The sequence below is a fragment of the Pseudomonas sp. o96-267 genome (assembly GCF_003935465.1).
GTDB classification, from domain to species: Bacteria; Pseudomonadota; Gammaproteobacteria; order Pseudomonadales; family Pseudomonadaceae; genus Aquipseudomonas; species Aquipseudomonas sediminis.
Window position 1 is genome coordinate 157,131 of record NZ_RHQP01000006.1, and the last position, 25,812, is coordinate 182,942.

A 25,812-nucleotide genomic window follows, 5' to 3' on the forward strand; every position below is an offset into this window, starting at 1 on the left:
GTTGGCAGACGGAAGCAGGGTTCAGGCTTTTTTTCGCGGCGGCCTTTAGCGCAGTAACTCCAACAACTGCAGTGTGCGCCCGTGCAGCTCCACCGCGTCCTGTGGCACGGGCCTTGGTACCGTTTGCGCGGTATGCGTATCGACCAGGCACAGCCAGTGGCGCCCGCCGTGCACTTCGGGCAGCTGGAACTCGCAGGGCTGGTGGCCGGCATTGAGCAGCAACAGCAGGGTGGCGTCGGCACCGCTGCGTTTGACGCCTGAGGGTTGCGCGCGGCCGTCCATGAGCATGCCCATGCAGCGCGCCTCCTCGTCGTGCCAGTGCTCTTCGGTCATTTCGCTGCCGTCGGGGGCTAGCCAGGTGACGTCCTTGACGTCCAGCTCCTCGTTGTAGTGCCCGACCAGAAAACGCTGGCGGCGCAGGATCGGGTAGCTCCGACGCAGGGCGATCAGGTGCTGGCAGAAGGCGAGCAGCTCGCGGCCTTCATCGTCGAGCGACCAGTCCACCCAGCTCAGTTCGTTGTCCTGACAGTAGGCATTGTTGTTGCCGTGCTGGGTGCGGCCGAACTCGTCACCGGCCAGCAGCATCGGTGTGCCTTGGGCGAACAGCAGGGTGGCCAGCAGGTTGCGCATCTGCTGCACGCGCAGGTTGCGAATCGATGGGTCGTCGGTGGCGCCCTCGCTGCCATGGTTCCAGGAAAGATTGCGGTCGGTGCCGTCCTGGTTGTTCTCGTCGTTGGCATCGTTGTGCTTGTGGTCGTAGGACACCACGTCGCGCAGAGTGAAACCGTCATGCGCGGTGATGAAGTTGACCGAGGCGAAGGGCCGGCGCCCACGCTGGTTGTACAGATCGCCGGAGGCGGTGAGGCGCCTTGCCAGTTCACCGAGTTCGCCGCGGTCGCCCTTCCAGTAGGCGCGCACGTTGTCGCGAAATTTGTCGTTCCATTCGGCCCAGCCCGGCGCAAAGCCACCGACCTGATAGCCGCCGGGGCCGCAGTCCCAGGGTTCGGCGATCAGCTTGACCTTGCTCAGCACCGGGTCCTGACGGCAGGCGACAAGAAAGCTGTGACGCTCGTTGAAGCCGTCGGCGTAGCGCCCAAGAATGGTTGCCAGGTCGAAGCGAAAGCCATCCACGCGCATTTCGGTCGCCCAGTAGCGCAGCGAGTCGGTGACCATCTGCAGCACGCAGGGGTGGCTCAGGTCCAGCGTGTTGCCGGTACCGGAGTCGTTGATGTAGTAGCGGCGTTCGTCCGGCAGCAGGCGGTAGTAGCTGGCGTTGTCGATACCGCGCATGGACAGCGTCGGACCGCGCTCATTGCCCTCGGCAGTGTGGTTGTAGACCACATCGAGAATCAGCTCCAGGCCAGCCTTGTGCAGGTGCGCGACCATTTCCTTGAATTCACTGATGCGACCGCTGGAGAGATAGGCCGGGTGCGGGGCGAAGAAACCGATGCTGTTGTAGCCCCAGTAGTTGTTCATGCCCTTTTCCAGCAGATGCTGATCGTTGACGAAGGCATGCACCGGCAGCAGCTCGACGCTGGACACGCCCAGCTCGCGGATGTGCCGCAGCAGTTCGGGATTGGTCAGCCCGGCGCAGGTACCGCGCTGCGGCTCGGGCACCGCCGGATGACGCATGCTGATGCCGCGCAGATGCGTTTCATAGATCACCGTGCGATCCCAGGGCGTGCGCAGGCTGGGTTGCTCGCCCCAGGTGAAGGCCGGGTCGATGACCTTGCACTTGGGCACGAACGGCGCGCTGTCGCGCTCATCGAAGCTCAAGTCACCGGCCGGGTCGCCGATGGTGTAACCGAACAGCGCTTCAGACCACTGTAGCTTGCCCACCAGTTGTTTGGCGTAAGGGTCGATCAGCAGTTTGTTGGGGTTGAAGCGGTGCCCGGCCTCAGGCTCGTAGGGACCGTACACACGGTAGCCGTAAACCTGGCCGGGGCGGGCGTCAGGCAGGTAGCCGTGCCAGATCTCGTCGGTGTATTCCGGCATCTCGATGCGTTCGATCTCCGTCTCACCGCGCTCGTCGAACAGGCACAGCTCCACTCGCGTGGCGTGCGCCGAGAACAGGGCGAAGTTGACCCCGAGCCCATCCCAACTGGCGCCCAGCGGGAACGGCGTGCCTTCGGTAACGCGTGAGCGCTGGTGATTGGACATGATGGCGACCTCAGGCTTTCGGCGTCTTGGGTGTGCGCGGGGCACGGGGTTTCTTCAGCAGCGCGGGCTGTTCGGCCTCGCTCAGCGGCACCGTCTTGGGTTTGCTGACACGCCGCGGCTTGGCCGTGGGTTGGGCTTGCGCCTCGGCTTCGGCCAACTTGCTGGCCATTTTCCAGTGCCGCTCATGCTGGCCATGGGGGCGGCCTTCGGACTCCCAGATCTGAAAGGCAAACTCGCGTATGCGCTGCTCATCGACATTCATGGCGTAACTCCTGTGATCAAGGGGTAAGGCGAAGCAGATTGACCGGCAGCTCGGCCAGCGCGTCGGCAAGTGGCGCCGCTTCGTGCGCTGCGACCTGGCAAGGAGTGAGCAGGCCGGTGACATGGCAGTGGTTGAATTCGCCCGGTAACACCACGGCGGTGTCGCCCCAACGCTGTGCGGGAACATGCGGCAGGTCGTGCTCTGCGAGCAGGCCGGCGGCCAGGCGCGGCACGATCACCAGCAGGTGCTGGTTACCGTGACTACGCAGGAAGGCGAGCACCTGGGCGGCGTGTCTGCCCGTGACAGCCAGGGGCTGGTAACTGCCCTGGCTGAACAGCGACGGACGCGCCGCACGAATCGCCAGCACCTGCTGGATCAGCCATTGCTTGATGCGCCCGTCCTGCCAGCTGGCCAGCATGACCGTTGGCTCATCATTGGCCTGTAATGCGTTTTGTCGCGCGGCGAAGTCCACCGGGCGACGGTTATCCGGGTCGACCAGACTGAAATCCCAGAACTCGCAGCCCTGGTACAGATCGGGCACGCCAGGCGTGGTCATGCGCAACAGACATTGCACCAGGCCGTTCAGGGCGCCAGCAGGAGCTATTGCCGCGACGCTATCAGCCAGCTCGGTGCGCAAGGCCAACCCAGCTGGCTCGCACAGCAGGCGCCGCAGGAAATCGGCACAGGCAGCTTCGTGTTCGTCGTTCGGCGCACTCCAGGCGCTGTTGAGCTTGGCCTCGCGCAGTGCCTTGCGCTGCCAGCCGAGCAGACGCTGCAGGTAAGCATCCAGGCCGACGTCATCGTCCGCTTGCATCCCCAACGGCCAACTGCCGATCAGCGCCTGGTAGAGAATCGCCTCTTCGCCACCATCCGGCGCCTGCTGCTGATGACTGCTACGCAGCGGTTGCGCAAGGCGCTGCCAGTGTTTGACGCGTTCGGCGTACCAGGCGGCGCGTTCGCTGAGCACTGCCAGACGCGCACGGCAGTCTTCGCCGCGCTTGTGGTCATGGGTGGCGGTGGCCAGCAGGTTGAGCGGGTGGTGGTTCGCACGTTCGACGCAGGCCTGGTGAAAATGCTCGACGCTGGCGCTGAAGTGCTCGGCATCGAAGCCCACGTCATAGCGCGACAACAGCACGCCGGCGCGATACAGCGCGGTGTCTTCGACGGCCTTGGCGGTCACTGGCGAGGTCAGTTGCTGGAAGCGCGTCAGCGCCTGGGCACGCAAACGCCGCGCGCGTCCGGGCGGCAACGCACGCAGGAAGGCGCCGCCGAGCCAGTCGTCGAGATGTGGCAGCAAGGGCCAGTCAGCTTCGGCCAGGGTTTGCCGCGCGCCGTCCAATGCCTGCTGAAAGAAGCGCCGATCCTGCTGTGAACGGCCGCAGGCCTGGGCGTATGTGCGATAGACCGGAAAATGCACGATCAGCTCGCGCAGCGCCCGGCGAATGGCACCGAGAGTCAGGTCGCGGGTGGCGATGTCATGTCGGGCGACGTGCAGCAGACGCTGGGCGACTTCCTCCAGATCACCGGCCAGCGAGCCCTCCAGCACCAGACGTCGCGCCTGCAGGATTTCTTCGTCGAACGCTGTCGGCCGGCCACTTTGCGCCTGCCACAGCTGGCTGAGCGGCAGTTCGCCATGCGGGTCGTGCTGCAGCAGCGACACCTGGTTTATGAACTCGTAGCCGGTAGTGCCGTCCACCGGCCACTCCTGCGGCAGCTGTTCACCGGCGCCGAGAATCTTCTCCACGAAGATAGGGAAGGGCGCATCGCCGCGCAGTTGCCGGATGCGCCGGCGCAGCCGACTGCAATAGGCACGCGGGTTGGCCAGGCCGTCGATATGATCAATGCGCAGGCCGTCGATCAGGCCGCGCTCGATCAGCTCGAAGACCTTGGCATGCGTCTGCTCGAATACTTGCCGATGCTCGACGCGCAGCGCACCCAGTTCGTTGATATCGAAAAACCGTCGCCAGTTGATATCGTCCGCCGCGGTACGCCAGTTGGCGACGCGGTAATGCTGACGTTCGAGCAGTGCGTGCAGACGCTGCTGCGCCGCTTCGTCACGGCCTTGAACGCTGGCGAGCAGGGGCGCTAGCTGGAGCGCCTTAGAGGACAGTTCGATGCACAACTGATCGGCCTGTGCACGGCTGGCCTCATCATTGCCCAGGCGGGCGAAACGCTGACCCAATTCGCGCAGGGCTTCATCCTCGCTGCGGCGCAGGATGCTGGCGTAGCTGGCTGGCGTCAGCGGCAGGCGATGCTCGAAGTGCTGGGCGTGAAAGCGCCCGCGCTTGGCGTCGAACACCAGTTCCAGCGTGCCGTCACGCAGCGCCTCGCCGTAGTCGCTGCGCAGAAAAGGCACCAGTAACTGGCCGCTGAGTAAAGGGTCGTGGGATTGCCACTGGATATCGAAAAACTCGGCGTAAGGGCTGCCTTGCCCCCATTCCAGCACGTCCAGCCACCAAGGGTTACCGTCGCCACCGACGGCCATGTGGTTGGGCACGATATCCAGGATCAACCCCATGTCATGGGCACGCAGGGTGTCCACCAACTGCACCAGCGCGGCTTCGCCGCCCAGTTCGGGGTTGATCCGGCTCGGGTCGATCACGTCGTAGCCGTGTTGCGAGCCGGGGCGGGCGGTGAGAATCGGCGAGGCATACAGGTGGCTGATACCCAGCTGAGCCAAATAGGGCACTTGGGCCGCTGCATCGCGCAAGGTGAAATCTTTGTGCAGCTGCAGGCGCTGCGTGGCGCGTAATTCAGTCATTGCCAGCCTCCCGGCGTGCGCCATCGAGGCTGGCCAGACGCTCACTGGTAGCTGGCTGTTCCAGCAGCTCGTTGACCTTTAGCGGGTAGCGGCGCCGCCAGTTTGGGTGAATATCGCCCGGGCCGGGCAGGTTGGGCTGCTGCTCCAGGCCGCAGGCGTCCTCCAGCGGCAACAGGGTCAGTGGCGCCGGCGTGCGGCCGATATGCTCGATACAGGCTTGCAAGCAGGCATCGTCATCGCTGCCGGGCGCCATACCCTGGCGTTCGAACAGTTGGCGCAGCGCCACGCGCTCACCGGCACGCTCGGCGTGGTCGCCCTCCAGCAGCTCGGCATCGCGCTGGCCGGCGCGCACCCGCCATTCCAGATCGCGGCCGGCGAGCCAGCCCTTGATCGTCGGCAGGTCATGGGTGGTGGTGGTCGCCAGAGCATTGCCGGGCCAGCGTTCGGCCGGGACGAAACCCAGGTCGTCCTGCTCGAACAGCAGCACGCGGGTGCCGAGGATATTGCGCGCGGCGAGCTTGTCGCGTAGGCCCTCGGGCACAGTGCCGAGGTCTTCGCCGATCACCAGGGCACGGTGACGGTGCGACTCCAGCGCCAACAGGCGCAGCAGGTCATCGAGTGGGTAGCGCAGGTAGGCGCCGTGCTGCGACTTCGCGCCCTGGGGGATCACCCACAGCCGCTGCAGCCCCATTACATGGTCGATACGAATGCCGCCGGCATGCGCCAGGTTGGCCTGGAGCATTTCGATATAGGCGCGAAAGCCGTGCTGGCGCAGACCCTGCGGTGAGAAAGCGGCAACGCCCCAGCTTTGCCCCTGACGATTGAGCACGTCTGGTGGCGCCCCCACAGTGACCCGTGGCAGCAGTTCGTCCTGGCGCGACCAGGCCTGGCTGCCAGCGCAATCGGCGCCCACCGCCAGATCCGCTATCAGACCGATGCCCATGCCGGCGCCGCTGGCTGTCGCCTGGGCGGCTTCCAGACCATGGGCGATCAGCCATTGGCAGAAGGCGTGAAAGCGCAGTTCATCGGCATGTTCGATGGCAAAACGGATCACGGCGCCTTGATGCGGGCTGCGCAGCTCATCCGGCCAGGTACGCCAATCGCCGCTTGTCCCTTCGCGCAAGCGCTGCGCGTGGATGGCCTCGAAGCAGCAATGCTGCTGCAGCGCATCGCCGCCGGCTGTGCGAAAGGCGTCGAAGCGTTGCTGTAACTGGCCGGGAGTTTGGCAGAAGTCCGCATACAACTGGCGCAACAGGCGCTGCCGAGTGGTGGCCACGGCTGGCCAGTCGATCAGTTCCAGCGCCTCCAGCCGGGTCATCTCACTGTGCAGCCCGGCTGCTTGAATGGCTCGTTGCACGCGCTCCTCGCCGAGCAAGGTGACGGGCGCGGCATATAGGGTATTGAAAAACAGCCGGCTGGACGGTGAGTAGGGACCGTAGCTGCGCAAGTCGGCGCTGAACTGGGCGTGCACCGGGCTCAGGCCGATGGCATCGGCGCCGTGATTGGCGGCATGCCGGGCCAGATCCGCCACCGCCAGGGTATCGCCCAGGCCGCCGTCGCCGGCGCGGCGCAGGCCGTAGAGTTGAGCGGTAAGGCCCCAGATGCGCGTCTTGCCACATAGTTCCTGCACCGACATGCAGGCGGCGGGCGCTACGGCGAGCGCATGCTGAGTGTCGCGAATCTGCAACTGGTAATAGCCAGGCTGCTGTTGCGCCGGCAAATGGCCGTCGTGGTCAAGCCGCCCCTCACTGACATTGCCGTGCTCATCGGTCAGTCGATAGGGGCTCTCGGCCGGGTAGAGGGTCAGGGCCAGTGGCTGACCCTGGTCCTGAAGCAGCAGAGCGGAATCTTCCGGCACATGCTGGCGGTGCACCAGCGAGGTCAGGCTTTCGCGTATCTGTTCAGGGCTTTGCGCCGGATAGCCCAGCGCCTCCAGCAGGTTGCGCTGCGCTTCTGCCGATACGCGCTGTGGCTGGCCGTAAGCATCGGTCCAGTCGATGCTCAGATCCGCGGCTTGCGCCAGTTCGGCCAGTAATCGATCGCTCATCGGGCGGGCTCCAGGGTGACCAGGGCACTGCGCGGCGGCAATTGCGCCTGACGCAGGTCGGCATCGTCGATGCGCAGGGTGTACAGGCGTTCGCCGTGCATGGCCTCTGCAGGCAGGGAAACGGCGCTGGTCCCCAGGTTGATGGCGATACTCAGCGCCGGACCATTGCCCAGTCGCCAGCGCGCCAGTACCGCGCCGTCACCCAACACCTGCGCACTCAGACTGCGCGCTTGCTCCAGCCCTGGCAGCAGGCGGCTATGGCGCACCTGCAACAGGCCGCGATAGAAGGTCAGCCACTCGCGCTGCTCAGGCTCCAGGGCAGGCGCCAGATCTGGCTGCGCGCGCTGGAAACTAGCCTCGGCATTGGGGTCGGCAATGGCTTCGCGGCTGTGCGACGAGTTGAACTGGGAAAAATCGGCGAACTCGTTGCGCCGGCCTTCGCGCACGGCATTGGCCAGCTCGTCGTGGTAATCGGTGAAGAACAGGAACGGTCGTTTGCTGCCCCATTCCTCCCCCATGAACAGCAGCGGCACCATCGGACACAGCAGCAGGAGCACGGTGGCGGCCTGCAGCGCGTCGGCGTCGGCGAGTAGCGTCAGGCGCTCGCCAAAGGCGCGGTTGCCCACCTGATCATGGTTCTGCAAAAACAGCACGAAGGCATGGGGAGGCAGGTCAGCGCTTGGCTCGCCGCGCGGCAGGCCGTGACGATTAGCCTGGCCCTGATAGACGAAGCCCTGTTCCAGGCAGATTGCCAACTTGCGCGTCGGCGCCTGGGCGTAGTCGGCGTAGTAGCTCTCGTTCTCGAAGGTGAGCAGGGCGTGCAGGGTGTTGTGGCCATCGTCGTTCCACTGCGCATCGAAACCATCGCGCAGCAGATGCGCGGCGTTATGCTCGTTCTCCAGCACCAGATGCACCTGACGTTGCTGCGGCAGCGCCGAGCGCACGCGCGCAGCCAGCTCCTTGAGGAAGTCGTCATCGTCGATGGCGTGTACGGCGTCCAGACGCAAACCGTCGACGCGATAGTCCAGCAACCACATCAGCGCGTTTTCGCAGAAGAAGTCGCGCACCTGTGGGCGGCTGAAATCAATGGCGGCGCCCCAGGGCGTTATGCGCTCTTCGTGGAAGAACTGCCGCGCGTACACACCCAGGTAGTTGCCGTCCGGGCCGAAGTGGTTGTAGACCACATCGACGAATACCATCAGACCGTAGGCATGGGCGCTTTCGATCAGTTGCTTGAGTTCATCGGGCGTACCGTAGGCGTTGGCCGGGGCAAACGGCAGCACGCCGTCATAGCCCCAGTTGCGCGTTCCGGAGAAGGCATTGAGCGGCATCAGCTGCAAGGCGGTGACGCCCAGATCAGCCAGGTGCGGCAGGTGCTCGATGACCTGCTGGAAACCACCGAACAGGCCGACGTGTAGCTCGTACAGCACCGTCTCGTGCCAGGGCCGGCCGTTCCAGTCGCGGTGATCCCAGATATAGGCCGAGTGATCGATGACCTGGCTGAAGCCATGTACGTCTTCGAGCTGGCGGCGCGAGGCAGGGTCCGGCACGGGCCACTGTCCGTCGATGCGGTATCGATAGGCTGTGTCGGCTGGGCATTCGATCAGCGCGACGTACCAGCCGTCATCCTGCGCCTGCATGGGCTGCAGCCCGCCATCTCGCAGCTCCAGCTCTACCTGTTGGCAACTGGGCGCCCACAGGGCGAAGCGCACGCGGCCGTCGGCCATTGGCCGGGCACCATGGCTGAACATCAGCGCGGTGCCCGTTGAACACTGGTCTGGCTCAGCAGACGTTGAAAAAGGCGGTCATACGGTTGCACCGACTGGCGCCAGTAGAGCGGGGCGCTCATGGCCTGGCAGCGCATGGCTTCCAGCAGCTCGGGATGGTCGAAGACCTGCAGCGCGCGGTCGATGGCCTGGCGATAGGCAGCGGCCGGGGGCGCGTCGAAGAGAAAGCCGCTGACGCCATCCTCGATGGTGTCGGCCAGGCCGCCGGTGCAGCGGGCAATGGGCAGCGAGGCGTAGCGCTGGGCGTACATCTGGCTGAGACCACAGGGCTCGAAACGCGAAGGCATAAGCAGAAAGTCGCTGCCAGCGTACAGACGCCGCGCATCGCTTTCGTCAAAACCGATATGCACGCCGATACGCCCCGGATGACGTCGACCCAGCTCCGCCATGGCGACCTCCAGGGCCGGCTCACCTTGGCCTATCACGCCGATGCGGCCACCGCGCGCGACGATGTGTTCGGCCACTTCCAGGGTCAGATCTATGCCTTTCTGATGCACCAGACGCGATACAACGGCGAACAGCGGCCCGTCGTCATCGAGCCCCAGCCATTGCTGGACGTACTCGGCGTTGGCTCGTTTGCCCGCCCAGTCGCCAGCGCTGAAACCCTCCAGCAAGTGCGGGTCGCTCTCGGGGTGCCAGCTTTCGTCGATGCCGTTGGCGATGCCGCTGAGCTGGTCGTTCTGCACCTTGGCCCGCAACAGGCCATCGAGGCCACAGCCCTGTTCCGCCGAGGTGATTTCGCGGGCATAGCGGCGGCTCACGGTGGTGACATGCTGCGAGTAAGCAATGCCCGCCTTGAGGAATGACAGCTGCCCATAGAATTCCAGGCCCTCGACGCCGCAGGCCGTACTGGGTATTGCCAGTTCACTGGCGCAACGCATGTCACACAGGCCCTGATAAGCGAGGTTGTGAATGGTCAGCAAAGCGGGTGTATTGGCCTGGCGCCAGGCCATGTAGGCCGGCGCCATCGCTGCAGGCCAGTCATTGGCATGGACCAGCTCCGGGCGCCACTGGATGCCGGCATCGCCCGTGGCGATCTCTGCGGCGGCCAGGCCGAGACGGGCGAAACGGATGTGGTTGTCAGCCCAGTCGCGGCCATGCTCATCGACGTAAGGCGAGCCATCACGTTCGTACAGCGCATGGTTGAGCAGTACATAGACGATAAGCCCATCGGCCAGGTCCATACGGCCGATCTGGCAAGGAGGCAATGCCGCCAGGCCAGGCAACTGTCCGACGATACGGATCGGTCGGCCGCTTTCCACCACTTGCCGGTAACCGGGGATCAGCAAGCGAATATCGTGTTGCGGCGACAGCGCACGGGGCAGAGCGGCGGAAACATCGCCGAGCCCGCCGCACTTGATCAGATCAGCGAACTCCGAGGTGACGAACAGTACGCGCTTGCGCTGCGGATGCTCGCTGTGCATCTGCAAGGGAGGCTTGGCTGCGGCGCAAAGAGTGGGTGTGGCTTGGATGTGTGCGGAGGCTGCAGCGCTTGCCATGTCTCTCTCCATGGGGTTGGACCTGAGGACGACTCGCCTTGTGGGCGAGGGCCGTGGAGGAGTGCGATGAACGGTTGCGCGATCTCCCCCTTACCCTTGAGCTGACGGGGCGATGCGAACAAAGGTTCGACCTTTTTTTGCAGAGCGAGCGCCCTGTAAACAGGTTGAACTTTGCCCATCCCGGCCGCTTCACAGAGCAACCTGGCAGCTAACAGGAGCAGGCAGATGCAAAGCGTCGAACAGGTGGTGAAATTTCTCGGCAAGTACAGGCTGCGTTTGGCCACTGCTGAATCCTGCACAGCGGGGCTTATCAGCTCACTGGTGGCCGGCGTGCCTGGCTGCGGCCAGGTACTTGATTGCGCGTTCGTCATCTATTCGCCGCAGGCCAAGCAGCGTTGTCTGGGCGTCAGTGCCGACACCATCGAGCGTTTCGGTCTCACCAGCGAAGAGGTTGCGCAGGAGATGGCGCTGGGCGCATTGCTACGCAGCGATGCCGATATCGTCCTGGCCAATACCGGCCTGGCGCAGGCAGAGGGAGAAATGGACGGCGTGCAATGCATCGCCTGTGCTATTCGCCTCGAACAGCACCAGGGCATCGTCAGTGAAACGGTGAAGTTCAGCGGAGGTCGCAACCAGGTGCGTGAGCAAACGGCGCGCTATGCCCTGTTGCAGTTGCCTTATTACTACGAACGTCTGCGTCAAGGCTGATTGGCCTGGCGAAGCGGGGCTGCATCAGCAGCCCGGCAGGCAAGTGATCACTCTTCCGGTAACTGGCCGTTCAACTGCTCAGCGCGCTGCAAGTGCTGCTCCAGCTTGGGCAGCGTCTCACGAGCAAACGTAGCGAGCTCCTGGTCATCGACATTTACCGCGCGGCGGAACAGCTCGATGGTTTCGCGGTGAGCGACCACCTGATTGTTCATGTAGGCCTTGTCGAAGCTTTCCTCGCTGCGCAGTTTGAGCACCAGAGCCTTGGCCTGGTTGATCAGTTCGGCATCGTCGGAGACTTCCAGGTCCTTGCTCTTGGCCAGTTCGGCCAACTGCTGATTCGCCCGACGGTGGTCATCGATCATCATCTGCGCAAAGCCCTTGACCGTCTCGTTCTGCGATTTTTCCAGGGCCAGTTTGGACGTTTCGATCTCTGCGATGCCTTTCGCCGATGCCTCTTCGACGAATTCCTCGCTGCTGATCGATTCCGACTTGTTGGCAGCCTGCAGGCTGGTGACGGCGCAGATGGCGAAGGCGGCAGCGGCCAGTAAGGCCAGTGGTTTCAACGGGTGCATATTCGATCCTCCTGGGATGTGCGTTCACAGGGGTAGAAGGTGCAGGTCGCGACGAAGTTCAGGACAAATTCGCCGCGCTAGGCCAAGCGCAACGGCCCGCCATCACTGGCCTCGCGGAAAAATTCAAGTCGAACGGAACTGCCGCACTGCGCCTCAAAAAGTACCCGGAGCGACTTCCCGTCGCTTGCGTGGCCACCATGCATGACATGGCCACTGAATAACCAGGAGTAGCCAATGAGCAAGCAACCGAACAGCGCCGATAACAGCCAGATGGCTGGCAGCGACACGCTCGACCGCAGCAACAGCAACACCAAGCTCGAACAACTCGAACGTTTCCGCGAGGACGCGACAGGGGAGGCGCTGACCACCAACACCGGGACGCGCATCGCCGACAATCAGAACAGCCTGCGCGGCGGTGAACGCGGGCCGACGCTGATGGAAGATTTCATCATGCGCGAGAAGATCACCCACTTCGACCACGAGCGCATTCCCGAGCGTGTGGTGCATGCACGCGGGGCTGGGGCACATGGCTATTTCGAGGTAACCGATCCGATCAGCGACCTGAGTTGCGCCGCGTTCCTCGGCGAAGCCGGCAAACGCACCCCGGTGTTCGTGCGGTTTTCCACCGTGCAGGGGCCGCGCGGCTCGGCCGATACGGTGCGCGACGTGCGCGGCTTTGCGGTGAAGTTCTACACCGAGGAGGGCAACTTCGATCTGGTGGGCAACAACATGCCGGTGTTCTTCATTCAGGATGCGATCAAGTTTCCCGACTTCGTCCATGCGGTCAAACCCGAGCCGCACAACGAGATCCCGACCGGCGCGTCGGCCCACGACACCTTCTGGGACTTCGTCTCGCTAACCCCGGAGTCGGCGCACATGGTGCTCTGGACCATGTCCGATCGCGCCATTCCCATCGCCTATCGCTCGATGCAGGGCTTTGGCGTGCACAGCTTTCGCCTGGTCAATGCCGAGGGCCAGAGCAAGCTGGTGAAGTTTCATTGGAGACCCAAGGCCGGGGTCTGTTCGCTGGTATGGGACGAGGCGCAGAAACTCGCGGGCAAGGACCCGGACTTTCACCGTCGTGGCCTGTGGGAGGACATCGAGCGCGGCCTCTACCCGGAATGGGAACTGGGCCTGCAAGTGATGGACGAGGAGGACGCGCTGAGCTTTGGCTTCGACCTGCTCGACCCGACCAAACTGGTACCCGAAGAGCTGGTGCCAGTGCGCGTGGTCGGGCGCATGGTGCTCAATCGCAACCCGGACAACTTCTTCGCCGAAACCGAGCAGGCGGCATTTCACATTGGTCACGTGGTGCCTGGCATCGATTTCAGCAACGATCCGCTGTTGCAGGGCCGGCTGTTCTCGTACACCGACACACAGCTGCTGCGCCTGGGCGGCCCCAACTTCAACGAAATCCCGATCAATCGGCCGCTGTGTCCGTTCCACAACAACCAGCGCGATGCGCCGCACCGCCAGCAGATCAATCGCGGCCGCGCTTCCTACGAGCCCAACTCGATCGACGGCAACTGGCCGCGCGAGACACCGCCAGCGCCCAGCGGGGGTGGCTACAGCTCCTATCCCGAGCCACTGCAAGGGCACAAGGTACGGGTGCGCTCGCCCAGCTTTGGCGACCACTTCTCTCAGGCCACGCTGTTCTGGCGCAGCATGAGTGAGACTGAGCAGCAGCACATCGTCGATGCCTACAGCTTCGAGCTGTCGAAGGTCGAACGCCTGTACATCCGCGAGCGTCAGGTGAAAGACATTCTCGCTCATATCGATCCGCTGCTGGCCCTGCGGGTTGCGCAGAACCTGGGCATCGATCTGGACAGTACCTCGACGCCGCAAATGGAAGGCAAGCCGCAGGTTTCTCCGGCGCTCAGCCAGATGAACCTGCTGCCTGGCGATATTCGCGGCCGGCGCGTAGCGGGGCTGCTGACGCCCGGCTGCAAGGCCGACGAAGTCGCCAGCCTGAAGAAGATGCTCGAAGCTGCCGGCGCCGTGACCAAACTCCTGGCGCCTTCAGCGGCGGCAGTGAAGGACTCCGACGGCCAGCCAGTGCAACCTGATGGCAGCTTCGCCTCGGAGCCGTCGATCACCGTCGACGCCGTATTCGTCCCGGGAGGCGAGTACGTGCTCAAGACCCTGCAGGACGATGGCGTGGCCAAGCATTACCTGCTGGAAGCCTACAAGCACCTCAAGCCTGTCGCGCTCAGCGGCGATGCCGCTCAGCTGGCGGCCATGCTGGGCCTGGAAGAGGATGACGGGATGCTCGGCGGCGACAGCTTCGATCCGCTGTACATGCGCTTCGAGACGGCGCTCAAGCAACATCGCATCTGGGCACGAGAGGCCCGCGCCAAGAGCATTCCAGCCTGAACCGACACCAGGCCTAGCGCGGTTTTCCGTCGCTAGGTCGAGGCGGCTTCTCCTGCTGCGCCCCGGTCGAGGGGCGCCGCGGCACTGGCGCGTCGAGCTGTGAGCCAGGGTCTTCGTTACCCGGGTCGTCCAGCAACCTATCGTTGCTACGCGCTACGGGCGTCCGCCCGATTTCCTTCGGTGTTTTCCTGTTCATCTCAGGCTGTCTCCAGCAAGGGTTCGTCTGCGCACTGCTGACAGGCATGCGCGCATTCCTGGCAATGCTGACTGGTGTGCTGGATGCATTCCTCGGCACAGGCCAGACAGGCGATCCGGCACAGTTGGCTGGCCACTGCCACGTAAGGACTGTCACGCAACATCAGGGTGGCCGTGAGGCGGCACAGGTCTGCGCAATCTCGGCACAGCTCGATGCAACGGTAATGGCCTGCGTCTTTCTCACGCAGGCACACCGATGCGCATTGTTCACACGCATTGGCGCAACTGCTGTAGGCGGTGATCTGATCCAGATAATTGTACTGATCTGTCATTTTCATGCCTCCATATATAACCACTGTAGAAATATTGCGACGCGCCAATAAAGAGCAACTTGGCCATACAGATCGCAGCGCGCCTTATAAGCACCTCTTATTTATAAAGAAAAGCCCGAATGGTCTTTTGCCGGATTTCACTTAAATGGCTTGCCGGCCATCTTGCCAACGGCAATATCAGGCAAGCTAAGTTGAATACCCAGGCAAGCGACAATGCGCTGACGACAGCAACTGTAATGAAAAAGTAAATTCACCCGTTGCCCATGATATACATCCCGCGACTGGCATCTATGCATGTCGACAGTCACTTGAATCGTTAGCTCAAACAATCGGGGGCGGGTAAGCGGTAGGGCAGGGTAAGAGGCTGGAAATGCCAGCCGAGGGCGCCAGTGGCGGCTAGAAGGAGTGATTGGCCTTGATCACTTCGATCATCATGTTGTTTGGCCTGTCCGCTGCGCGAGCGCGCAGCGGGTCGTGGTGTATATCCCGGCAGGTGAGAATGGAGCGGCTGAACTGAAAATCCCGCTCAGGGTGCGTGGCGGTGACCTTGTCCTTGTCACATTCCTCGCAAGGCTGCTCGTCAAGCGCTTCGCTGTGCACCTGATAGCAGTTCGAGTCGACCTCCCGAAGCGCACGCTGGGCTACCTGGGTACTGGGTGGCGGCTGAGAGAGCATTACTGCCAGCGCCGCTGGGTGAAAGGGTTGCCAAATCAGAAGAACCACGAGGCATGTCGCCCCCGTCATGTAAGGCCACTCGTACATCAGTTGGTGCCGATAGGGCATATGCCGTCTGATTCTTCCCATCACCTCTTCGGCCTTGTTCCGAATCGTTGCTGAATCCTTGCATCTGGGCATGTGCGTATCCCCTCATTCTTTCGTGAGCTTTCTCATGGCCCACAAACGGGAGGTGCGCGTACGGAAAATCGGCTCGCGCGAATAGGTTGGCAACTGCTTGGTATTACAGTGTTTGACCGCTTCGCTGATCGACTCGCCATCTTCTTCCAGCGTCATATCGAAATGAATCAGTCTGATCACCTCCTGAGTAGGACAACTCCCGTCCAGAACACGGACGAGTTGCCGTTCTTTATGGGCTACGGTAAGCACGACGCTGCCGTCCGGTCTTGGCGTCATATCAACTTCATAATTGGCTAACGCCGATCTAATACTTTCCAAGTCGTGTTTCATGAGCCTCTCCTTAATGACCTCATAAAACATAGCGTTGATCTTCACGCATACCAACAGTTGGGACGATCGGTAAAAACAAAAGCCAAAGTGACATCATTTACCGAGGTTATACAAATTTTCCGCACACACGAATAAGTTTAAAAAGAATCGGGGACTTGGAAATGCGACGATAACTTTATTGTTTGCATACAGCATCTTGCGCCAGAGCAATAAGTCAACTGGTTCGCAGTGACAGAAAAAATACCCTGAACCAAATGCGCGTCACGCTTTCACCGAAACGCCCAGAAGCTGTCGGCAGACTTGGATTGAAGTTGCACAAGAAGTTAGCGCGCACGAAGAACGCGCTATGGGGTAGTACCGGCATTTTCACCCTGACGTCGCCAGATGCGTGTCAACCAGCGCCAACTGATCCAGCCGGCTGCGGCCAGATAGACCAGGCTGCCCGGCACCCACATGAGCAGCCCGGCCAGTTGCTGGTCCGCCAGATCTCGGGACTCACCGTAGAACGGTGCATTGCCGAAGGTGAGCAGGGCACCGAGCAACCCGGTGTGCATCAATGTCAGGAGGATGGCCATCAGCGCGTGCGGCACCTTCCGCGGGTTGGCGCGCAGGCAGGACCACCAGAACAACCAAGCGCTGAAGAGGAAACAGGCATGTTCGATGGCATGCCACCAGGTATTTTCCAGCGCCAGCATGTACAGGCTCGGCGTGTGCCAGACCCAGATCATCGCCCCGTGCAGCATCGCCAGCGCTACCGGATAACGGCCGCTACGCAAAATCGCATTGGACACCGGGGCCATCCAGCCGCCGAGCACCGCACGCCACTGCGGCAGTGGCCGGGCCAGAGCCCAGAGCGGTGCGATGACGATCATGAACAGCATGTGCTGGACCATGTGCAGGCTGGTACTGGTTTCCGCCCAGTCATCGATGGGGCCGAACACAGCGAGCACGGTGATGATCATCGCCAGATGCATCCACAGCGCCTCCCGACCATGCGGGCGCACCTTGCGACAGCCCATGACGTAAAGCAGCCAGGCAGCACCAAGCAACAAGGCGCTCAAAAACAGCGGCACGCGCTCGCTCAGGTGCAGATGGCCATTGAGCAGGCCATGCGCAGCGGCTGTACCGGGCAGCAACAGCAGGGCGAGGGCAATTACAGGCATGGCGGCAGGCTCAGGGTCGGCAAGGCGACGAAGACGGTGGCGATGGCGCCGATCAGGTTCACACCCGCTGCAAGGCGGGCCACGAAGCGCTCGGATTGGGTGGTGCTGTCTTTTCTGGCAGCTCGCTGGAACAGCCGCGCCAGGCCAAGCAGGGCCACCACCGTAACCACGCTGAGCACACCTAGCGAGGCGTTCAGCCAGGTCCACTGGCCTTGTGCAGGAGGTGGCGGCAGCAGCGAACAGCCTACCGACAGGCCGCCGTAGATGACCACGAACCAGATGCTCCAGAGCACCAGCCCGAGCGGAATATGAACCGGGTTGTAGGGGCTGCGTAATGGCTGCATCACGCACCTCCGAAGGTGGGTGGAAACAGCACCACGCTGCAATAGGTGATCCACAGCACGGCGAGGTTGTACTGCCACAACTGTTCGACCACCAGCGGTTCGTAAGGTGTGCGCTTGCACACGTAGCCGTAATGCACGCGCAGCGCCTGCAAGGCGCTGAGGATGGACGCCAGCGCGCCGTGCACCAGGCTATAGGCAAGCATGACGGTGATCACCGCGTCATGTGCAGTGGAGCGTGGCGCCAGATCGCCAGAAAGCAGGGTCCAGAGCAGCAAAGCGGCATGCAGTACGCCGAGCAGCGCCACGCCGGCGAAGCAGGCGATCAGCGTGGCCGGCTCGCCCTGGCCCTGACGCAGACGCCGCAGCACCGGCCGCTGGCAGAGTACGGCGACGCTGAGCAGCACGGCGCTGGCCAGCAGCAAACGCTGATCGATGACCGGGTCGTCCGGCACCAGCCAGTTCGGCGATACCGTCCATAGATAGAACCAGCCGAACAGCAGCGCCAGGTACAAGGCTCCGTTGGCCAGCAGGGTCACGCCCATACCCCACAAGCCAGGGCCGTCACAGGTGCGCGAGTGCAGCGGCGGCTCGCCAGGCTGCACTCGCGCATCCGGCGCCGCCAGTGGGTGCGCACCGTTCTCCCAGCTCCAGCGCAGCAGCACCAGCACGGCAACGATGCTGGCCACCAGCGCGACCCAGTAGAACTTGCTCAGCAGCCCCAGGCAGGTGAAGGCGATGAACAGCGAGGCGATGAAAGGCCACCAGCTATTGCCAGGCAGGTGGATGATCTCGCGCACCTTGCCGGTCAGCGGCTCTACGCCCCAGGTTTCACGCCGGCCGTGGTCGATCACGGTCAAGGCGAATTCACCACGGTCGATGCGCTCCTCCAGGTCGGGCAGCTCCCATAGGGGATGGCGCGTGCGCACCGGTGGCAGGCTGACGAAGTTGTAGGGGCTGGGCGGCAGATGCGTACTCCACTCCAGGGTGTCCGCGTTCCAGGGATTCTTCGTGGCCTTCTGGCCGAAACGAAAGTGCAGGACGATATCCAGCAGCACCGTGGCGATACCGATGGCCATGACGAAGCTGCCGATCGACGAAATCAGGTTGGGCAGGTCCCAGCCCAGACCGGACTGATAGGTGTAAATGCGCCGCGGCATGCCCATCAGGCCGGTCCAGTGCATGATCAGGAAGGTCAGGTTGAAGCCGATGAACACCAGCCAGAAGCCCCATTTGCCGAGGCGTACCGACGGCATGCGTCCGGAAAAGTGCGGCAGCCAGTAATAGATGCCGGCCAGCAGCGGGAAGAACATGCCGCCCACCAGCACGTAGTGCATGTGCGCCACCACGAAGTGGGTGTCATGCACCTGCCAGTCGAAGGGCACCAGTGCCAACATCACGCCGGTCAGTCCGCCGCAGACGAAGATCACCAGAAACCCCACCAGCCACAGCATCGGCACGTGATACAGCGGCCTCCCGACCCACAACGTGGCGATCCAGGCGAACACCTGGATACCGGTCGGGATCGCCACCAGCATGCTCGCGGCGGAAAAGAACGCCTGCGCCAGTTGCGGGATGCCCACGGTGAACATGTGGTGCACCCACAGGCCGAAGCTGATGAAACCGGTAGTGAGGATCGCCAGCACCACCCAGCGGTAGCCCACCAGCGGCCGTTGGCAGAACACCGGCAGCAGGGTCGAAACGATACCGGCCGCCGGCAGGAAGATGATGTACACCTCGGGATGGCCGAACAGCCAGAACAGGTGCTGCCAGAGAATCGGGTCACCGCCACGCGCCACTTCGAAGAACGGCAGGCCAACCGCGCGCTCCAGCTCCAGCAGGATGCTGCCGAGAATCAGCGGCGGAAAACCAACCACGATCATCATGGCCATCACCAGGATGTACCAGGCATAGATCGGCATCTTGTTCAGCGACATGCCTTCAGCGCGGGTACGCAGGATCGACACCACCAGCTCGACACCGGCCGATACCGCCGAGATTTCCACGAAGGTGATGCCGATCAGCCAGAAATCCGAGTTCGGCCCGGGCGTATGCACCGCGCTGGACAGCGGCGTGTACATGAACCAGCCAGCCTTTGGCGCGATGCCCAGCAGCAGACTGGCACAGAGAATCAGCCCGCCGAACAGGTAGCACCAGTAACCCAGTGCCGACAGCCGTGGGAACACCAGGTCACGCGCGCCAAGCATCTTCGGAATTAGGTAGACCGCCAGGCCTTCCATCATCGGCACGGCGAACAGGAACATCATCACCGTGCCATGCATGGTGAAAACCTGGTTGTAGACGTCCGGCTCGAGAAAGTCGTAGCCCGGTATGGCCAACTGCGTGCGCACCAGCATCGCCAGCAGGCCACCGAACAGGAAGAACCCAAGTCCGGTGAGCATGAAGCGAATGCCGACGGTGGTGTGATTGACGATGGTCAGCGACTTCCAGCCGCGCGGGTTGCCCCAGACGTCGTTGAACTGATCGTGCAGTTGTTCCTGGGCGGCAACCTGTTCGTTGCTTGGCGTAGTCACGGGCGCAGGGTCTCCAGCCAGTCGGCGATGGTGCTGAGGTGATCGGGGTCGAGGTCGTCATGCAGCGGCATGGCGTTGCCGGGTTTGAGCCGTTGGTGCTCGTGCAGCCAGCGCAACAGTGCGCCTGGTTCATTGCTCAGCACGCCGGCGCCGAGCATCGATCGCGCACCGACATCGCTGAGATCCGGCGCGCGATTCCCTTCGCTCACGCCTGCCACGCGATGACACTGACCGCAACGCGCGGCGAACACCTCACCAGCCGGACCGGGCAGGGCGCTGACCTGTTGTTCGCGGCGCGCCTGCAGCCAGTTGGCGAAGTCTTCTTCGTCGTGAGCCTGCACATCGAGAATCATGTGCGTGTGCTGCGTGCCGCAGAACTCTGAGCACTGGCCACGAAAGGTGCCGGCCTGATCGGCCTGCAGGCGGATGCGGTTGTCCCTGCCGGGGATCATGTCGATCTTGCCGCCCAGGCGCGGTACCCAGAAGGAATGAATGACATCGGCACTAGTGACGTCGAGGTCCACCGGCCTGCCGACCGGCAGGTGCAGCTGATTGGCGGTGACCACCCCACTGTCCGGGTAGCGTACCTCCCACCACCATTGATGGCCGATCACCTCGATGCGCATCGGCTGTTCACCGGCCAAGGGCAAAGGCAGCATGCGGTGGCCAATGGGAATGCCGAACAGCAGCAGGAGCAGCACGCTCAGGGTTGGTAACAGCAGTCCGCCGCCGACCAGCCAGCGCAACGTCAGCTGGCGTGCACGGGCGGCATCCATTTGCGGCCGTTCGCGGCGCATGGCGTGCACCCACAGCGCTGTCACCACGATCAGCACCAGGGTGGCGAAGGCGCACATCGCCCACCACAGGATCGCCACCTCACGCGCCATCGGCCCGGCCGGGTCGAGCGCCGATTGCGGCCCCTCGCAGGCAACGAGAAACGGAACTGCTAGCGTCAGCGTGGTCAACTTGAAACAGGGCGTCAGCCAATGACGCTTACGTTTGACCTGCTCAAGGAGGCCGGGATGGCCGAAATAAAGGAAGTTATCGTCAGTCGTGCCGCCATCGCCGGACATCCGCTGCATCCGATGATGATCCACTTTCCCGTGGCCGCGCTGCTGGGTCTGGTGGCGACCGACATCGCCTATCTGCTGTTGGCCGATCCGTTCTGGGCGCGCGCGAGTCTCTGGCTGGCTGGCGTCGGCGCCTTCGGTGGCTGGGTGGCGAGCATGGCGGGGCTGGTCGATCTGCTTACGGTTGGCAGCATCCGGCGCAAGATCACCGCCTGGTGCCACGCCATTATCGCCGTGATGATGCTGTCGCTGGCATCGCTCAACTGGTTGCTGCGTTACGCCGGGCCGGAGCAGGGCATGGAACGCTGGGCACTGTATTTGTCGCTCCTGACCGCCGCGCTGATCGCTCTGGCGGCTTACCTGGGCGGGCGCCTGGTGTACGAACACGGCGTGGGCGTCGATACACGCTGAGCGAATCGGCTTCGGCTTGCCAGCTACTGGACGGTAGAGAGAGCGGGGCAGGCCGGGCATATTCTCGGGTACTCCGTGATCAGAAAGGTTTGGCCAGCACCAGCCACAGCGTGGCGCCGATCAGGGCGCTCAGCAGTAGGCCAATCAGCAGGCAGTTGCGCCGAAGTGCAGGTTCGGTGGCACGTTCGATGCGCAGAATCAGTACGCCGCACAGGGCGTGACAGAGCACCATCCCAGCGACGGTGGTGAGCTTGAGGATCAACCAGGGGTCGAAAATAGCTTCCCGTAGAAACAACGCCGTGCCTGAGCCGATGGCCAGCAAGGCAGCTGGCGTGGCGAGCAGGTTGAAGACCGTGCGTGTGAGGTGGGCATGGTCGCGATAGAACAGTTCATCACTACTGCGGGTGCCGGCTGCGATCATCGCAGGCAGGTACAGCAGCGCGCCGCACCAGCAGATCAGCGCCATGAAATGCAGCAGTTTGAGCAGTGGCATCGATGCTCTCCATGCGTCCGTTCGTTGCGAGCACGTGGCCCTGGTGGGGCAGGCCACGACGTTGTGACTGCCTAATGGTGTTTGAGTTCGGCCACTATCCAGAGCGAGCCAGGATCGTCTCCGGTAAAAAGAAGGAACCGCCGCAAGGAGAAAGAGGAGACGCTGCGGCGGCCCTGGGGAAGCAAGATGCTCGTTCGATCTGGCGCAATCGCGCCGGTCAGGTCACGAAACGGCCCCTGACAAAACTCCCCTGAAGTAGACAGAGTTCCACTGGCTGGCATGCGTTCAAGCTTTTTGCCGGGCCTGTGATGATCAGCACATCCATCGAAACGCAAAAAATTGAAACCCAGCGCTAAGGGGTCATGACCGCGAAGACGCCCTCGGCATGCGGGCCGAGGTATCAACTGATGCGTGCATACCTGAAGCCGGCTCAGCTTGCCGCTTGGAATATTCCCTGAACGATCAGCGCAGCCTGCACGTCGGAATCCATGTAGGCCCCAAGACGGGACATACCACCAAGCAATGGCCGTTTAGCCGGCCCGGAGACGACACATGGATCTCACCGACGACCGTAAAGACCTGGTACGCACCCTCAACAAGCTGATCGAAACCAGCAAGGACGGCGAGGCCGGCTTCAAGGTCTGCGCCGAAGACGTCAAACGCCCCGACATGAAGCAACTGTTCTCGCAGCGCTCGCGGCAATGCGCTGAAGCGGCGGAAGAGCTGCAACGAACCGTCCTGGAATTGGGCGGCGAACCCGAGGACAGCACCAGCGTGAGTGCAGACCTGCATCGCCGCTGGGTCGACCTGAAATCACTGGTCACCGGCAAGGACGAAGAGGCCATTCTCAACGAAGCCGAACGCGGCGAAGACGTCGCCAAGGAACGCTACAGCGAAGCGCTGACCAAGAATCTGCCACCGCAAATCCGCAGCCTGGTCGAGCGTCAGTACCAGGGCGTGCTGCGCAATCACGATGAAGTGCGCGCGCTGCGCAACGTCGAACGCGCAAGAAACTGATTGCTCCCGCTTGCCGGGCGTGCGCATTGCGCGCACCCGGCGTCAGTTCTTTGCATTCGAGCACGCAGGGGGGAGGAATAGTGCATGCCGACGTTGGACAAGACCATCGCCCAGCTCAACCACCTTCTGCTGACGTGCCACGACGCCAGCTTGAGCTATCGACGTCTTGCAGGCAGCACGAGTAAATCTGAACAGCAGCGGCTATTCGCTGAGCGCGAACAGCAATGCTTGGTCTTGATGGACTGCCTGCGCAATCAGATCGTTACCTATGGCGGCCGACCGACACAGCATCCCAGCCTGTTCGGCGTACTTCGCCATGCCTGGAACAGTTTGAGCGCCTCGCTGTTGCCTGAGCGCGGCCGCGCCCGTTTACGCGCGGCACTGCAAACCGAAAAACAAATTCGCCATGGTTTCGAGCAAGTGCTCGCGGAGCAGCTGTCACCACAGTTCCGTCAGCAGTTGCAGGAGCACAGCAGCTGTAGTGTGGAATTCGAAAGAGTCATACGCACACAGCTGTAGCGGCAACTGCAGGAGAGGGCGGTTCAGCCCGTTGTGCAGGCTGTCGAAGAGAAAAGAGCGCAGACGGTTCGGCTTTACTCGCGTTATGGCTTAAAGTAACCGGTCGCCGAAAGAACCGTCATGGCCATAGCCATGAAGGGCTTTCATTCTTTACATATAAGTGTGTGGTGAAGATGAACAAGCCTTTCATTTCGCTGTGCCCTGAAATTACTCGGGCACACGCGCTGACGCTGATGGAGTGGTTGCAGGATGAGCGCGTCACCTGCTATCTGAGCGACTCGCGTCATGTTTCCCGTTCCATCGCGGAAGTCATCGATCGGACGCAGTTGCCGATCCTGACCCATCTGTTCAACCGGGGCGGCCGTTTCTTTATGGCCTATGACCGACATGACGAACCTGTGGGCTTTGTCCGTCTGGTCAAGACCGGCCGGGAGTGCGAGATCGTCCTGGTCATCGGAGACAGTAACAAATGGGGCCGAAATCTCGGCGCCCGTACCATCCGCGAAGGCATGAAACTGGCTTTTCTCGACATGCGCGCCGAGAAGCTCATCGCCAAGATTCACCCGGACAACGTGCGCTCGCTGAAAGCTTTTGTGCGCAGCGGTTTTATGCTCGAGAACGAAACGCCGACATTGAAATCGTTTTCCATGACGGCGGGGTGTTATCGCCAGTTCCTGCGCGAAAGTGCCGGTACCGACGTTACAGGAATCCAAATCACTGAAATCGACAAGGCCAGGCTCGAGAACCTAATTGCACTCGAGGAGGGGCCGGCCATTGTCGAGCTCGAACATGAGCTCGAGCGTGCTGTTGTCGTCAAGCAAGAGGAAGTGGCGTGCAATGTCGTCACGATGAACTCCAGGGCCTTGCTGCAACTGGACGACGAAGAGATCGAAGTGGCCTTGGTCTATCCCGAAGACGCCGACAGCCGCGCCGGCAAATATTCGGTGTGTTCCGATATCGGCGCGGCCATTCTCGGCTACCAGGAGGGAGACGCCATCGACTGGCGGATTTCCGATCGGACTCTCCGGATCGAGATCAGTAAAGTGCTTTATCAACCGGAAGCTGCGGGCGATTTCCACCTGTAATCGCTCCTTTAGCTCAGTGTTCGTCCATTCTGAGAGATGCTCGTGCACCATGGACAGGATGCTTCAAATGCCCGCTTGGGAGCGCTGCGCATTCCGGCCATTGCGCCCCGGGGACGCGGAACCTAACCAGGTTTTTATTCGATATTAGGGTTGGCCTGCGTCTCTTCGCCTTTAGACGAGATGAGCAGTGGGGTAGTTGCGTTCTGGATGAGCTCATCTGCGAACGCGAACGGCGTGGTGGTCACGTAGAAAGGAACCAGTCGGCCATAGATAATCTGAGCGGCAAATGAGATTGTCTTGGTTGCTCGGGCAGCACGTTCCTTAGCGAGGGCTATCTTGATTCGGATAGCCTCGTGGGTCAGCTCTCGCAACCTAGCAGGCGTCAGCTTGACCAACAGTAATTGAAAGCCATAGACATCCCAGTCTTCGGGGCACTTCGGGTGCCGGAACATGGCTTCAAAGCAATAGTCGATCAATTGCAACATAACACCGAAGTCACAAGATTGTGTCGTGCTTTCTGCCCTGTGCTCGGCCGTAAAGTGAACACCACCAGGTCGTCGGTGTTGTGCTCCATAACTCGCCCTTGGAACAGCAAGCTTACAATAGTGAAATTGTCCCGCACGCCCGCGCACGGGATCCCTAGGCACATCGCAAGGAGACGCATGGCCTGTACACGGCGCTCAAAGGAACCCCCACGGCCACCGGTTGAGGCGGGGTTTGAGACTTTCTTCTGGCGAGCTTGCCTTTCAGGTTTCGGGGAGTTGTCAGCAGGCTTCTTCTTCGACGTCCTTGGCATAACTACTTCGCAATCCGGGGAGTACGAGCATTCTAGCGGCGAGAGAGCGGCATGCGTACCTTTCCCATACGGTGAAGGAGCTGAGGCGCTAGAGGTGCCGGGAAACACCTGAATTCACTTCACCTGAAGTTTCAGAGATTGGATAGCTGGAATATGAATTTAACATAATATACATTATGCGAAGCCCAGGATGAAAAGGCCTGCGGCAATGGCGGCGAGAATCGTGTCGAGATCAGGTAAATCTGCGCATACACAGCTAAAAATGGAACGACAGTGAAATCAGAGACTTAGTGAGCGGAGCTTCCTGTGTGATTCAGAAAGATATTATTTAAATATGCGCCGCTTTTTGCTCCTCACCTACTGGGACTGTGAGGCGACAAAATATCAGTGTGCAGACAGGCTCTGCCCGAACGGCCGAAATCTATGGCGGTTGCAGGAGCTGAGTGCAACACGGTTATTGAATTGAAGCCGGAGCATCATGCCGCATTGCCATGGCATTTTG

The 25,812-nt window shown here is 62.1% G+C and carries 22 protein-coding genes; 6 read left to right on the forward strand and 16 right to left on the reverse strand.

The window, feature by feature from the left end:
• Nucleotides 1–45: 45 nt before the first annotated feature.
• From glgX to glgA, 6 genes are read right to left on the reverse strand one after another with little or no spacing between them, the layout of a single operon-like run.
• A complete protein-coding gene (gene glgX / locus EGJ86_RS06005; RefSeq protein WP_125834410.1) occupies nt 46–2,160 on the reverse strand; it encodes a glycogen debranching protein GlgX in 2,115 nt (704 codons plus the stop codon).
• Nucleotides 2,161–2,170: 10 nt separating this feature from the next.
• The gene (locus EGJ86_RS06010) at nt 2,171–2,422 is read right to left on the reverse strand and encodes a DUF2934 domain-containing protein (RefSeq protein ID WP_079783734.1); all 252 of its coding nucleotides are present in this window, start codon (nt 2,420–2,422) and stop codon (nt 2,171–2,173) included.
• A 16-nt stretch (nt 2,423–2,438) separates the two neighbouring features.
• Nucleotides 2,439–5,183 (reverse strand): malto-oligosyltrehalose synthase, encoded by a 2,745-nt coding sequence (locus EGJ86_RS06015; RefSeq protein WP_125834411.1) that lies wholly within the window; start codon nt 5,181–5,183, stop codon nt 2,439–2,441.
• Nucleotides 5,176–7,230, reverse strand: coding sequence for a 4-alpha-glucanotransferase (gene malQ, locus EGJ86_RS06020; RefSeq protein ID WP_125834412.1), 2,055 nt, complete (start codon nt 7,228–7,230; stop codon nt 5,176–5,178). The genes EGJ86_RS06015 and malQ overlap by 8 nt, the downstream gene beginning before the upstream one ends.
• Complete coding sequence (gene treZ / locus EGJ86_RS06025) at nt 7,227–8,957, reverse strand: malto-oligosyltrehalose trehalohydrolase (RefSeq protein ID WP_125834413.1); 1,731 nt, start codon at nt 8,955–8,957, stop codon at nt 7,227–7,229. Before treZ ends, malQ begins: the two co-directional genes overlap by 4 nt.
• Before the next feature lie 23 nt (nt 8,958–8,980).
• A complete protein-coding gene (gene glgA / locus EGJ86_RS06030) occupies nt 8,981–10,516 on the reverse strand; it encodes a glycogen synthase GlgA (RefSeq protein ID WP_125834414.1) in 1,536 nt (511 codons plus the stop codon).
• 225 nt (nt 10,517–10,741) lie between these two features.
• Between glgA and EGJ86_RS06035 the strand changes: the two genes are divergently transcribed.
• Nucleotides 10,742–11,224: a CinA family protein gene (locus EGJ86_RS06035; protein ID WP_125834415.1), complete on the forward strand. Its 483-nt coding sequence runs from the start codon at nt 10,742–10,744 to the stop codon at nt 11,222–11,224.
• A gap of 47 nt (nt 11,225–11,271) precedes the next feature.
• Here the strand turns inward: EGJ86_RS06035 and EGJ86_RS06040 are convergent, their stop codons facing one another.
• A complete protein-coding gene (locus tag EGJ86_RS06040; RefSeq protein ID WP_125834416.1) occupies nt 11,272–11,796 on the reverse strand; it encodes a DUF4142 domain-containing protein in 525 nt (174 codons plus the stop codon).
• A 234-nt stretch (nt 11,797–12,030) separates the two neighbouring features.
• On the opposite strand from EGJ86_RS06040, the gene katE reads away from it, so the two are divergent.
• On the forward strand, nt 12,031–14,169 hold the full coding sequence (katE, locus tag EGJ86_RS06045; RefSeq protein ID WP_125834417.1) for a catalase HPII: 2,139 nt from the start codon (nt 12,031–12,033) through the stop codon (nt 14,167–14,169).
• Between the two features lie 197 nt (nt 14,170–14,366).
• On the opposite strand, the gene EGJ86_RS06050 is transcribed toward katE, so the two are convergent.
• From EGJ86_RS06050 to coxB, 7 genes are all read right to left on the reverse strand, one after another.
• Nucleotides 14,367–14,696, reverse strand: a complete 330-nt coding sequence (locus tag EGJ86_RS06050) for a four-helix bundle copper-binding protein (RefSeq protein WP_125834418.1) — start codon at nt 14,694–14,696, stop codon at nt 14,367–14,369.
• A 396-nt stretch (nt 14,697–15,092) separates the two neighbouring features.
• Nucleotides 15,093–15,419: a hypothetical protein gene (locus EGJ86_RS06055; RefSeq protein ID WP_256672345.1), complete on the reverse strand. Its 327-nt coding sequence runs from the start codon at nt 15,417–15,419 to the stop codon at nt 15,093–15,095.
• 144 nt (nt 15,420–15,563) lie between these two features.
• Nucleotides 15,564–15,881: a hypothetical protein gene (locus tag EGJ86_RS06060; protein WP_125834419.1), complete on the reverse strand. Its 318-nt coding sequence runs from the start codon at nt 15,879–15,881 to the stop codon at nt 15,564–15,566.
• Between the two features lie 344 nt (nt 15,882–16,225).
• Complete coding sequence (locus EGJ86_RS06065) at nt 16,226–17,044, reverse strand: cytochrome c oxidase assembly protein (protein WP_125834420.1); 819 nt, start codon at nt 17,042–17,044, stop codon at nt 16,226–16,228.
• Nucleotides 17,035–17,388: a hypothetical protein gene (locus EGJ86_RS06070; RefSeq protein ID WP_106732309.1), complete on the reverse strand. Its 354-nt coding sequence runs from the start codon at nt 17,386–17,388 to the stop codon at nt 17,035–17,037. Before EGJ86_RS06070 ends, EGJ86_RS06065 begins: the two co-directional genes overlap by 10 nt.
• The gene (ctaD, locus tag EGJ86_RS06075) at nt 17,388–19,919 is read right to left on the reverse strand and encodes a cytochrome c oxidase subunit I (protein WP_125834421.1); all 2,532 of its coding nucleotides are present in this window, start codon (nt 19,917–19,919) and stop codon (nt 17,388–17,390) included. Before ctaD ends, EGJ86_RS06070 begins: the two co-directional genes overlap by 1 nt.
• Nucleotides 19,916–20,806 (reverse strand): cytochrome c oxidase subunit II, encoded by an 891-nt coding sequence (coxB, locus tag EGJ86_RS06080; RefSeq protein WP_125834431.1) that lies wholly within the window; start codon nt 20,804–20,806, stop codon nt 19,916–19,918. The genes ctaD and coxB overlap by 4 nt, the downstream gene beginning before the upstream one ends.
• Before the next feature lie 135 nt (nt 20,807–20,941).
• Between coxB and EGJ86_RS06085 the strand changes: the two genes are divergently transcribed.
• On the forward strand, nt 20,942–21,400 hold the full coding sequence (locus EGJ86_RS06085; RefSeq protein ID WP_106732306.1) for a DUF2231 domain-containing protein: 459 nt from the start codon (nt 20,942–20,944) through the stop codon (nt 21,398–21,400).
• Nucleotides 21,401–21,479: 79 nt separating this feature from the next.
• On the opposite strand, the gene EGJ86_RS06090 is transcribed toward EGJ86_RS06085, so the two are convergent.
• Nucleotides 21,480–21,893, reverse strand: coding sequence for a CopD family protein (locus EGJ86_RS06090; RefSeq protein ID WP_125834422.1), 414 nt, complete (start codon nt 21,891–21,893; stop codon nt 21,480–21,482).
• Nucleotides 21,894–22,445: 552 nt separating this feature from the next.
• Between EGJ86_RS06090 and EGJ86_RS06095 the strand changes: the two genes are divergently transcribed.
• The 3 genes from EGJ86_RS06095 (at nt 22,446) to EGJ86_RS06105 (ending at nt 24,514) form a co-directional block, all read left to right on the forward strand.
• Nucleotides 22,446–22,910 carry a PA2169 family four-helix-bundle protein gene (locus EGJ86_RS06095; protein ID WP_125834423.1) on the forward strand — a complete coding sequence of 155 codons (465 nt, stop codon included), beginning with the start codon at nt 22,446–22,448 and terminating at the stop codon, nt 22,908–22,910.
• 84 nt (nt 22,911–22,994) lie between these two features.
• Nucleotides 22,995–23,429, forward strand: a complete 435-nt coding sequence (locus EGJ86_RS06100) for a DUF2383 domain-containing protein (protein WP_125834424.1) — start codon at nt 22,995–22,997, stop codon at nt 23,427–23,429.
• A 173-nt stretch (nt 23,430–23,602) separates the two neighbouring features.
• Entirely contained in the window at nt 23,603–24,514 is a 912-nt protein-coding gene (locus tag EGJ86_RS06105; protein ID WP_125834425.1) for a bifunctional GNAT family N-acetyltransferase/nucleoside diphosphate kinase regulator, read from the forward strand.
• A 134-nt stretch (nt 24,515–24,648) separates the two neighbouring features.
• On the opposite strand, the gene EGJ86_RS06110 is transcribed toward EGJ86_RS06105, so the two are convergent.
• Nucleotides 24,649–24,999 (reverse strand): hypothetical protein, encoded by a 351-nt coding sequence (locus EGJ86_RS06110; RefSeq protein WP_125834426.1) that lies wholly within the window; start codon nt 24,997–24,999, stop codon nt 24,649–24,651.
• Nucleotides 25,000–25,812 lie beyond the last annotated feature (813 nt).

What these genes read in the sequence shown, in the direction of transcription:
- EGJ86_RS06010 (WP_079783734.1), bottom strand. Translation starts at nt 2,422, where the DNA reads ATGAATGTCGATGAGCAGCGCATACGCGAGTTTGCCTTTCAGATCTGG.
- EGJ86_RS06095 (WP_125834423.1), top strand. Translation starts at nt 22,446, where the DNA reads ATGGATCTCACCGACGACCGTAAAGACCTGGTACGCACCCTCAACAAG.
- EGJ86_RS06070 (WP_106732309.1), bottom strand. Translation starts at nt 17,388, where the DNA reads ATGCAGCCATTACGCAGCCCCTACAACCCGGTTCATATTCCGCTCGGG.
- EGJ86_RS06090 (WP_125834422.1), bottom strand. Translation starts at nt 21,893, where the DNA reads ATGCCACTGCTCAAACTGCTGCATTTCATGGCGCTGATCTGCTGGTGC.
- EGJ86_RS06060 (WP_125834419.1), bottom strand. Translation starts at nt 15,881, where the DNA reads ATGAAACACGACTTGGAAAGTATTAGATCGGCGTTAGCCAATTATGAA.
- EGJ86_RS06105 (WP_125834425.1), top strand. Translation starts at nt 23,603, where the DNA reads ATGAACAAGCCTTTCATTTCGCTGTGCCCTGAAATTACTCGGGCACAC.
- treZ (WP_125834413.1), bottom strand. Translation starts at nt 8,957, where the DNA reads ATGGCCGACGGCCGCGTGCGCTTCGCCCTGTGGGCGCCCAGTTGCCAA.
- katE (WP_125834417.1), top strand. Translation starts at nt 12,031, where the DNA reads ATGAGCAAGCAACCGAACAGCGCCGATAACAGCCAGATGGCTGGCAGC.
- EGJ86_RS06065 (WP_125834420.1), bottom strand. Translation starts at nt 17,044, where the DNA reads ATGCCTGTAATTGCCCTCGCCCTGCTGTTGCTGCCCGGTACAGCCGCT.
- EGJ86_RS06015 (WP_125834411.1), bottom strand. Translation starts at nt 5,183, where the DNA reads ATGACTGAATTACGCGCCACGCAGCGCCTGCAGCTGCACAAAGATTTC.
- coxB (WP_125834431.1), bottom strand. Translation starts at nt 20,806, where the DNA reads ATGGCGCGTGAGGTGGCGATCCTGTGGTGGGCGATGTGCGCCTTCGCC.
- glgX (WP_125834410.1), bottom strand. Translation starts at nt 2,160, where the DNA reads ATGTCCAATCACCAGCGCTCACGCGTTACCGAAGGCACGCCGTTCCCG.
- glgA (WP_125834414.1), bottom strand. Translation starts at nt 10,516, where the DNA reads ATGGCAAGCGCTGCAGCCTCCGCACACATCCAAGCCACACCCACTCTT.
- EGJ86_RS06100 (WP_125834424.1), top strand. Translation starts at nt 22,995, where the DNA reads ATGCCGACGTTGGACAAGACCATCGCCCAGCTCAACCACCTTCTGCTG.
- EGJ86_RS06040 (WP_125834416.1), bottom strand. Translation starts at nt 11,796, where the DNA reads ATGCACCCGTTGAAACCACTGGCCTTACTGGCCGCTGCCGCCTTCGCC.
- EGJ86_RS06050 (WP_125834418.1), bottom strand. Translation starts at nt 14,696, where the DNA reads ATGACAGATCAGTACAATTATCTGGATCAGATCACCGCCTACAGCAGT.
- EGJ86_RS06035 (WP_125834415.1), top strand. Translation starts at nt 10,742, where the DNA reads ATGCAAAGCGTCGAACAGGTGGTGAAATTTCTCGGCAAGTACAGGCTG.
- malQ (WP_125834412.1), bottom strand. Translation starts at nt 7,230, where the DNA reads ATGAGCGATCGATTACTGGCCGAACTGGCGCAAGCCGCGGATCTGAGC.
- EGJ86_RS06085 (WP_106732306.1), top strand. Translation starts at nt 20,942, where the DNA reads ATGGCCGAAATAAAGGAAGTTATCGTCAGTCGTGCCGCCATCGCCGGA.
- EGJ86_RS06110 (WP_125834426.1), bottom strand. Translation starts at nt 24,999, where the DNA reads ATGTTGCAATTGATCGACTATTGCTTTGAAGCCATGTTCCGGCACCCG.